Annotated in this window: 7 protein-coding genes; 1 reads left to right on the top strand and 6 read right to left on the bottom strand. The window is 63.0% G+C overall.

The features are described 5' to 3' along the window. Positions 1-160: 160 nt before the first annotated feature. Entirely contained in the window at positions 161-973 is an 813-nt protein-coding gene (gene tcdA, locus IFT44_RS19775; RefSeq protein WP_122714058.1) for a tRNA cyclic N6-threonylcarbamoyladenosine(37) synthase TcdA, read from the top strand. Between the two features lie 158 nt (positions 974-1131). Here the strand turns inward: tcdA and IFT44_RS19770 are convergent, their stop codons facing one another. The 6 genes from IFT44_RS19770 to IFT44_RS19745 all read right to left on the bottom strand — a co-directional run bounded on the left by IFT44_RS19770 (position 1132) and on the right by IFT44_RS19745 (position 7177). Further along, positions 1132-1533 carry a SufE family protein gene (locus IFT44_RS19770; RefSeq protein ID WP_192052759.1) on the bottom strand — a complete coding sequence of 134 codons (402 nt, stop codon included), beginning with the start codon at positions 1531-1533 and terminating at the stop codon, positions 1132-1134. Beyond that, on the bottom strand, positions 1530-2735 hold the full coding sequence (locus tag IFT44_RS19765) for an aminotransferase class V-fold PLP-dependent enzyme (protein ID WP_192102508.1): 1206 nt from the start codon (positions 2733-2735) through the stop codon (positions 1530-1532). Before IFT44_RS19765 ends, IFT44_RS19770 begins: the two co-directional genes overlap by 4 nt. Positions 2736-2790: 55 nt before the next feature. Next, positions 2791-3825: a 2,3,4,5-tetrahydropyridine-2,6-dicarboxylate N-succinyltransferase gene (gene dapD / locus IFT44_RS19760; RefSeq protein WP_122476625.1), complete on the bottom strand. Its 1035-nt coding sequence runs from the start codon at positions 3823-3825 to the stop codon at positions 2791-2793. A gap of 35 nt (positions 3826-3860) precedes the next feature. Next, positions 3861-4208 carry an ArsC family reductase gene (locus IFT44_RS19755; protein ID WP_185794249.1) on the bottom strand — a complete coding sequence of 116 codons (348 nt, stop codon included), beginning with the start codon at positions 4206-4208 and terminating at the stop codon, positions 3861-3863. Positions 4209-4391: 183 nt separating this feature from the next. Beyond that, on the bottom strand, positions 4392-5627 hold the full coding sequence (locus IFT44_RS19750; protein WP_192102507.1) for an aromatic ring-hydroxylating oxygenase subunit alpha: 1236 nt from the start codon (positions 5625-5627) through the stop codon (positions 4392-4394). Positions 5628-5815: 188 nt separating this feature from the next. Continuing rightward, positions 5816-7177 (bottom strand): MmgE/PrpD family protein, encoded by a 1362-nt coding sequence (locus IFT44_RS19745; protein ID WP_192176457.1) that lies wholly within the window; start codon positions 7175-7177, stop codon positions 5816-5818. Positions 7178-7225 lie beyond the last annotated feature (48 nt).

Here is a 7225-nt window from a genome sequence, read left to right as displayed (position 1 = left end):
CGGTGGGCATGGTGCAGCGTTCGTCCGTAGGAGCGGTCCGTGGCCGCGAAAAGGGCGGTGCGTGTATCAGGCGAACCGCGGGGCGCCCTTCGCGGCCGATGACCGCTCCTACATTGGGCGGTGGTGTATACTGCGCGCCGGTTTTTTGAGGTGCCGTGTGATGAGTACAGAAGATCCCCGTTTCGCCGGCATTGCCCGCCTTTATGGCCTGGAGGGCATGCAGCGCCTGCGTGACGCCCACGTGGCCATCGTCGGTGTGGGTGGCGTCGGCTCGTGGGCGGCGGAAGCGATCGCCCGCACCGGGGTTGGGGAGATTTCGCTGTTCGACCTGGACGACGTCTGCGTCAGCAATGCCAACCGGCAGTTGCATGCGCTGGACAGCACCGTGGGCAAGCCCAAGGTCGAGGTGATGGCCGAGCGGCTGCGCGGTATCAATCCCGACTGCACGGTGCACGCGGTGGCGGATTTCGTCACTCGCGACACCATGGCCGAATACATCACGCCGAACATCGACTGCGTGATCGACTGCATCGACAGCGTGAATGCCAAGGCCGCGCTGATCGCCTGGTGCAAGCGGCGCAAGATCCAGATCATCACCACCGGGGGCGCCGGCGGGCAGATCGACCCGACCTTGATCCAGGTCTGCGACCTGAACCGTACGTTCAACGATCCACTGGCCTCCAAGGTGCGCTCGACCTTGCGTCGCGACTATGGGTTTTCACGCACGGTCACGCGCCACTACAGCGTGCCCTGCGTGTTCTCCACCGAACAGCTGCGGTACCCCAAGCCCGATGGCAGCATTTGCCTGCAGAAGAGTTTCGTCGGTGACGGGGTGAAGCTGGACTGCGCCGGGGGGTTCGGGGCGGTGATGATGGTGACGGCGACCTTTGGCATGGTGGCGGCGACCAAGGCGGTCGACAAGATCGTGGCCGGGGTGCGGCGTCCGGCGGATAGGGTCAAGGCGGAAGTCTGAGGGAGAGGTAGCCATAACGCCGCGGCGGCTTCTTCGCGGGCAGAGGGCTCGCCGCCCGCCCCGCTCCCACAGGGGTAGTATGATGCATGCGCCTTTTGTGAGAGCGGGGCGCGGCGAGCCCTCTGCCCGCGAAGCGCTGCCCACCGGACCTACAAGGTTCACACCAGCTCGGCCATCCGCTTCAACACCGCATTCAGCCCATTGCTGCGCGAAGGCGACAGCTGGCGGCCCAAGCCCAGCTGTTCGAACCAATCGCCCAGGTTCAGCTCGCGCAGCGCCTGCGAATCCAGGCCCTCGACCCGCACCAGCAGCAGCGCCAGCAAGCCGCGGATCATCCGTGCATCACTGGCGGCCTTGAAGTGCCAGCGCTCATCCTGCCGCTCAGCCACCAACCACACCACGCTTTCACACCCGTGCACACGATTGGCGTCCACTTTCTGCCCTTCGCCCAGCGGCTCCAGGCGTTCGCCCCACTGCATCAACAGCCGCGCCCGTTGTTCCCAACCGGCGGCCTGCTTGAAAGCCTGAAGTGCGTCTTCAGCCTGTGGGTTCAAGGTCATGTGAGTATCTCCAACGCCTTGTCCAGTGCCTCGAAAAACCGTTGCAGGTCGCCAGAGTCGTTGTACAGGCCCAAGGACACACGAATGGCGCCGGACAGGCCAAGGTGCTTCATCAATGGCATGGCGCAGTGATGCCCGGCGCGTACGGCGATACCTTGATCGGTCAGCAAGTGCGCCAGATCGGCGTTGTGTACGCCGTCCACGACGAAACTGGCCAGCGCAATCTGCGGCGTGCCGAGCAAGCGCACGCCGCTGCGCGCGTGCAGCCCCGCCAGCAATTGCGCATGCAGGCACGCTTCGTGTGCGGCCACGGCCTGGGCGTCCAGACCGCTGAGGTAATCCAGGGTCGCGCCCAGTCCTATCACTCCGGCAATGGCCGGAGTGCCCGCTTCATGGCCCAAGGGCGCCGGGTGAAAGCTCGCACTCTGGTAATCGGCCTGGTGCACCATTTCGCCGCCGAACTGCCAGTGCGCAAGCTTCTGCAAGGCCTCGCGCCGGCCATACAGCACGCCGACACCGTCCGGGCCATACAGCTTGTGGCTGGAAAACACATAGAAATCGCACTGCAGGCGCTCGACATCATGGCGTCCGTGGACGACGCCCTGAGCGCCATCCACCACCGTGATCGCCCCTTGTGCACGCGCCAGCGCCAGCAGTTCCGGCAGCGGTTGCCACGCGCCGAAGACGTTGGACAGTTGGGTCACTGCCAGCAGCCGGGTGCGTGGCCCGATGATCTGCGCAGCCGCCTGCAGGTCGACCACGCCACTGGCATCCAGCGGCAGCACCCGCAGTGGCAGGCCACGACGTTTGGCCAGCTGTTGCCACGGCAGCAGGTTGGCATGGTGTTCGGCGGCGCTGATCACCAGTTCGTCCCCGGGCTGCAGTTGCTCGGCCAGGCCATAGGCGAGCAGATTCAGCGCACTGGTCGCGCCGTGGGTGAAGATGATCTGCTCGGAACTGCCTGCATTCAGCCATCGCGCGACCTTCTCGCGGCTGGCTTCGAATGCACGGGTCGCCAAGGATCCCGGCAGATGCTGGGCGCGATGTACGTTGGCCGCGCCGTGGCCATAGTAGTGGCCGATGGCGTCGATCAGGGCTTGCGGTTTCTGGGTGGTTGCAGCGCTGTCCAGGTAGGTCTGCTGCTGCTGGTGCAAGGCGGCGATGGCTGGAAAGTCAGAGCGCCAGGGGGAGGCGTGGAACATGGTCGAAGACCCCAGGCAAAAGGCCCGGCAGGGATGCCGGGCCCGATATCGCCACTTAGTTGTGAGCGTGCAGCGCTTCGTTGAGTTCGATGGCCGACTTGTGGCTCTTGCACTCCACGGCGCCGGTGACCGAATTGCGACGGAACAGCAGGTCGGGCTGGCCAGCCAGGTCCCGTGCCTTCAAGGTCTTGACCAACTGGTTCTGTTCATCGAGCAGCGCCACCTTGGTGCCCGCCGTGATGTACAGGCCGGCTTCCACGGTGTTGCGGTCGCCCAATGGAATGCCGATACCGGCATTGGCGCCGATCAGGCAGCCTTCACCGACCTTGATCACGATATTGCCGCCACCGGACAGGGTACCCATGGTCGAGCAACCGCCGCCCAGGTCCGAGCCCTTGCCGACGAACACGCCCGCCGAGACACGGCCTTCGATCATGCCTGGGCCTTGGGTGCCGGCGTTGAAGTTGACGAAGCCCTCGTGCATGACGGTGGTGCCTTCGCCGATGTAGGCGCCCAGGCGCACGCGCGCGCTGTCGGCGATACGCACGCCGGCCGGTACCACGTAGTCGGTCATCTTGGGGAACTTGTCCACCGAGAACACTTCCAGCAGTTCGCCCTTCAGGCGGGCTTCCAGCTGACGCTCACCCAGTTCGGCCAGGTCGACCGCGCCCTGGCTGGTCCAGGCGACATTGGGCAGCAGCGGGAAGATGCCGGCCAGGTTCAGGCCGTGTGGCTGCGCCAGGCGATGGGACAGCAGGTGCAGCTTCAGGTACGCCTCGGGCGTGGAGGTCAGCGCGGCGTCTTCGGCCAGCAGCGTCGCGACCAGCGGCTTGTGGCTTTCGGCCAGGCGGGTCAACAGGGCGGCTTGCGCCGGGTCGACGTGCTTGAGCGCCTCGGCCAGCTGCGAGGCCTGGGTGTTGCTGAAGGCAACGGCCTGGTTGCCACCGGTGTAACCCAGCAGCGGAGCGATGGCATCGACCAGTGCAGTGGACGGGTTGGTCAACGGCTGTGCATAGAACACTTCCAGCCAGGTGCCTTGACGGTTTTGCGTGCCGACACCGAAGGCCAGGCTGAACAGGGAATTGGACATGGAATTACCTCGTGCAGAATAAGTGCGGGCCCGCGTCAGGCAAGGGCCGCTGCGTAGATATCAGGCTTGAAGCCGATCACGGTCTTGTCGCCAAGCTGCAACACCGGGCGCTTGATCATCGACGGCTGGGCGAGCATCAGCTCGATGGCCCTGGCCTGGTCGATATCGGCCTTCTGTTCGTCGCCGAGCTTGCGGAAGGTGGTACCGGCCCTGTTGAGCACCATTTGCCAGCCGTGCTCGTCGCACCAGCGGGACAGGTGCTCGCGGTCGATACCGGCGCTCTTGTAGTCATGAAAGGCGTACTCCACCTGGTGCTCGTCGAGCCAGGTACGGGCCTTTTTCATGGTGTCGCAGGCTTTGATGCCGTAGAGAATATGAGCCATTGATCTAGGAGGGGCTGCGAATGCGCCCCACTGCCTCCCGAAAACGAATCGGGGAATTATGCGGCATCGACTGTGACAGCGCCATGCTTGCGTGGCGAGGAGGGAAGGCGGTGCGCGTGATTCGGCCACGCGGTCGCTGTGCAGACAGGGCGCGGGGGTGCAAATGCCCCCCCGGCTTCGAACCTAGCCAACCGACTTCAAAGGGATCGGCCCCTGAAGGCGATCGAGCATGGTATTGCAGTACCAGTCATCGAACTGGCAAACGCCGGTTTCGGCCGTTTCGGAAAACGGGCCCGGTTCGAACGACGGGGAAGTGACCCCACGCTGAGTGCCCTCTACCAGTGTCCTGTCCTGGTTGTTGGTGGCAATCCAGACTTTGGTGAGGCGATCCAGATCGTAGTCCACACCTTCCATGGCAGTGTTGTGCACCAGCCACTTGGTGGTCACCAGGGTTTCAGTGGCGCTGATGGGCAGCACGCGGAAGCTCAACGCGTGGTCGCCCAGAAAGTGGTTCCAGGTCGACGGATAGTTGAAGTACAGCAAGGCGCCGATGTCGGGCTCGCCGGACTTGTCCAGGCGACCGTTGACGGCAGGTTTGCCGTCCATGGTGTAGCTGACAGCGCCCGCCGACAGCGGTATCCGGGTCATGCGGAAGCGTCCGTGGATATCCATGACCAGGCGACTGGGCAGGCCGGCCTTTTCACACTTGTTCCAGTATGCCGCCAGTTCCGGATCGTCTTCCCCACTGGTGCCACCCACTGAAAGATTATCCACGAACGAGTTCAAGAGTTCAGGGTGCGAGCCGTCGCAGTGGTAGCACTCGCGATTGTTCTCGAACACCAGTTTCCAGTTGCCTTTCTCGATGATGTTCGACTCGAAGGCAACTTTGCATTCTTCAAGGTTGTGCGGTGCCACGAACGGATCCACAGCCTTTCGGAACGATTCGAAGTCAGGTTTGACTACACCTACGCACACGTAGATGTAAGTGTTCACCACTTCGCAGTGCACCGGTTTGAGGTTGTATTGGCTCTTGTCGAAGTCCTGGCCCATGTTGCCGGCGAACAGCAGCTTGCCATCGAGCTCGAACGTCCACTTGTGGTACGGGCAGACCAGCTTGGCGACCTTGCCCTGCGCGGCTTCGCAGACCTTGGCCCCACGGTGGCGGCAGGCGTTGTGGAACGCTCTGACTTCGCCGTCCTTGCTGCGCACGATGACCACGGGGTAATCGCCTACTTGAAGCGTCATGTACTGACCGGGTTTGGCGACTTCGAAAGTATGGCCTGCAAAGATCCAGTCCTTGTGCCAGATCTGCTCGAGGTCCTGGCGATAGACTTCATCACTGCTATATAGCGCGCCCGGTAGCGAGTGGTTGGGCTTGCGTTGGGAAACCAGATCAAAAACGGTTTTCTTGAAATCCATATTTCCTCCAGGATGCAGACCTTGGGGGCCAGGTTAGATGCAGCTCGGCATTGCCGACTGGCTATTGATCGCAGCCTATACCCGTCAATCGAGGCGGATCAAACGACATTTAAGGCGTGCAATCAATGCGGGCAGGTTATGAATGGATCGCGTCCTCGTGCCCTTCTTCGAGCCGTCTGCAACGCACTTCAGGCGGGTTGGCCCAGGTGTTCGGGCGGCGGCTGAAAGATTCCCGAGAGCGCTTCTACCGCCGATGACGATGAAGCCAGATTCTTGACCGCTGCCTTGATCGCTTCACGGGTTTTTTCATCCAGCGACACCGAAGCGAACATGTCGTACTTGCTCTCGAGTTCCGCGATGGTCATCGCGGTTTCCGGGTCACCTTTGGCAGCGGTGGTCTGGCTACGCAGCACGTCACCGTTGTCCAGGGTAACGATGACCCGCGACAGGATCTCTTCGGGGAAGCGCGCCGAAAGATCCGGCGCTTCCACGATCTCGATCCTGGCGCTCACGGCGAGAATGTCCGGGGCGCAGATCGATGCGCCCGTGACTTCTTCGGGCCCGACCTTGCCCCGGACGATAAGCGCGGCCAGAGGGAATGCAAGGGCGTATTGCGCCTCGTCGGCGTTGGCAGGGGTGTGCCCCTGCAGGCAGACCGATTCGAAGAACGTCTCGACGCGGATCTTATCGATCCGATTGACGTCGATGCCGCCCGATACCTGCTGCAGTGCCACCATTGCCGTAAGCGCAGGCTGCGCCCAACGGCAGACGGGCCATGGCTTGAAGTATTGGCTGTCGATTTCCCAGCGATGGCCCAGATCCTGCCAGAACGCCGCGACGGATTCGTCCTCTATGGTTTCCGCCGGTGCGCCGGTCATGCCTTCACGTGCCATCAGCAATGCGTTGAGCCCCGCGAAGGCGCCGGCACCGTGACCGTCGCGCAGCATGGTCGGTGACTGCACCACGCGCATCATCGGGCAGCGTGCACTGAAGTATTCGGCGATGCCCAGCGCGTGCCGGAATGTCGATTCGTCGAAGCCCAGCATCCTCGCCCCGGCACACACCACACCAATGCCCGAGAAGCCGCCAGAGGCATGGTAGGTCGGCGAGGTGGCCATCAATGCGACGCCTGCGCGCAGGGCGGTTTCGTAGCCGATACACAGCGCCGTCAACAGTTCACGACCGCTCACTGGCTTGCCTTGGTGGGCCAGCGCATCTGCCAGGGCGAGCAGGGCGGGCACTACGGTGGCGCCTGCGTGGCCCTTGGAGGTGAAGTGACCCTCGTGGGCGTCGAGGCTGTCGGCAGTGAATCCACCCGCCCAGCCGGCACCGAGCACATTGACCCGCTGGCCGTCGAAGATCATGCGGCTGGTGAACTCGCCCCCAGGGTAATGCGCTCGGGCGTATCGTCGAACAGCTTTGCTGGTGTCGTTGCCCGTCGCTCCGGCCATGACCCCGAGAATATCGAGCAGGCTGTTCATGAGGATCTGTCGGGTCTTGGCAGGTGCCTGGTGAAAATCGAAATCTCGGCAGAACAGGAAAAGCGACATCCAATGGCTCCTTCGAATGATCCTGCAGGTCAGTGCTGACCGACGTGA

The organism is Pseudomonas sp. CFBP 13710, assembly GCF_014842235.1.
GTDB classification, from domain to species: domain Bacteria; phylum Pseudomonadota; class Gammaproteobacteria; order Pseudomonadales; family Pseudomonadaceae; genus Aquipseudomonas; species Aquipseudomonas baltica.
The sequence above is the reverse complement of the archived record's forward strand: the minus strand, read 5'-3'. Positions and strand labels throughout refer to the sequence as shown.

Excerpts from the sequence above, each read along its gene's own strand:
- tcdA (WP_122714058.1), top strand. The coding sequence starts at position 161 with ATGAGTACAGAAGATCCCCGTTTCGCCGGCATTGCCCGCCTTTATGGC.
- IFT44_RS19770 (WP_192052759.1), bottom strand. The coding sequence starts at position 1,533 with ATGACCTTGAACCCACAGGCTGAAGACGCACTTCAGGCTTTCAAGCAG.
- IFT44_RS19765 (WP_192102508.1), bottom strand. The coding sequence starts at position 2,735 with ATGTTCCACGCCTCCCCCTGGCGCTCTGACTTTCCAGCCATCGCCGCC.
- dapD (WP_122476625.1), bottom strand. The coding sequence starts at position 3,825 with ATGTCCAATTCCCTGTTCAGCCTGGCCTTCGGTGTCGGCACGCAAAAC.
- IFT44_RS19755 (WP_185794249.1), bottom strand. The coding sequence starts at position 4,208 with ATGGCTCATATTCTCTACGGCATCAAAGCCTGCGACACCATGAAAAAG.
- IFT44_RS19750 (WP_192102507.1), bottom strand. The coding sequence starts at position 5,627 with ATGGATTTCAAGAAAACCGTTTTTGATCTGGTTTCCCAACGCAAGCCC.
- IFT44_RS19745 (WP_192176457.1), bottom strand. The coding sequence starts at position 7,177 with ATGTCGCTTTTCCTGTTCTGCCGAGATTTCGATTTTCACCAGGCACCT.